General features: G+C 73.3%; 1 protein-coding gene and 1 rRNA gene. Both read left to right on the top strand.

Translation table 11 applies throughout. From position 1 onward, the window contains the following. Positions 1-84: ribosomal RNA gene (gene rrf / locus B5F73_RS09190) — 5S ribosomal RNA — on the top strand; the annotation flags it as partial. Between the two features lie 229 nt (positions 85-313). Next, positions 314-1,135, top strand: an 822-nt coding sequence (locus tag B5F73_RS09185; RefSeq protein WP_204206311.1) for a transposase, incomplete at its 3' end; no start/stop codon positions are given.

Raw genomic sequence — 1,135 nt, 5'->3', positions numbered from 1 at the left:
GTCCCATTCCGAACCCGGAAGTTAAGCCCCCGAGCGCCGATGGTACTGCGGAGTAGTCCGTGGGAGAGCAGGACGTCGCTGACCAACAAGGGGCATTTTCATGTCTCGACCCAGGGTCCCCTCACGGGACCCTTTTTTGATGCCAACCCATCGATCCCGCCGCCGGGGGCGACCATCGTCGCCTCCCTGTGTCCGTAGGCCATCCTTGGCGATCGCGTCGCGAAATGTGGTGTAAGGGAGACCTGAATTAGGAACGGCCCCCGTCCTAGAGTCTCTTTCGACCAAGAGAGGGGTTCGGGGGACGGAGACCGCAATGGACGCTGTGCCGCAAGACGCGTTCGCGACGCTCGGGCTCGCCGAGGAGGGCGGCGAGGGGCTCACGGGCCTCGCCAGGGCCCCGCTCGAGGCGGGCGTCAACGAGATGATGGCCGCCCAGGCCGACGCCGCCCGCGAGGCGACCGGCACGACGAGGAACGGGTTCCGGGAGAGGCGTCTCGAGACGCAGGTCGGGACCATCACGCTCGGGATGCCGAAGCTGCGCCGGGGCACCTACTTCCCGGACGGCCTGGTCGAGAGGTGGGGCAGGGTCGACCGCGCCGCGGTCTGCGCGGCGGCCGAGACGCGCGCGCTCGGCGCCTCGACGAGAAAGGTGGGGAGGGTCCTCGAGCGCATGGGCGCCGACCGGCTGTCCAGGGACGCCGCGTCGCGCATCTGCGCGGCGCTCGACGCCGAGGCGGCGGGGCTGCGCCCGCGCCGGCTTCCGCCCATGCGACTCCCCCACCTCTGGGTCGACGCGACCTACGTGCCCTGCCGCCGGAACGGCCACGGCGCCGCGGCCGCGGTGGTCGCGGCCATCGCCGTCGGCGAGGACGGCGTGCGCAGGGTCGTCGGCCCGGCGTGCGTCGACGCGGGGTCCCACGCGAGCCGGAAGGGCCTCCTGCGCGGCCTCCGCGAGCGCGGGCTCCCCGGCGCGCAGTGCGTGACCTCCGACGCCCACGGCGGCATCGCCCGGGCGGTGAGGGAGCTCTTCCCGGGCGCGGCCTGGCAGCGCTGCGTCGTCCACCTCGAGCGGGACGTGATCGACGCGTGCCCGACGCGCGCGAAGAGGGCCGCCGCCGGGAGGGTGCTCCACGCC

Origin of the sequence: Olsenella sp. An270 (assembly GCF_002159735.1) — a bacterium.
GTDB lineage: Bacteria > Actinomycetota > Coriobacteriia > Coriobacteriales > Atopobiaceae > Thermophilibacter.
The sequence above is the reverse complement of the archived record's forward strand: the minus strand, read 5'-3'. Positions and strand labels throughout refer to the sequence as shown.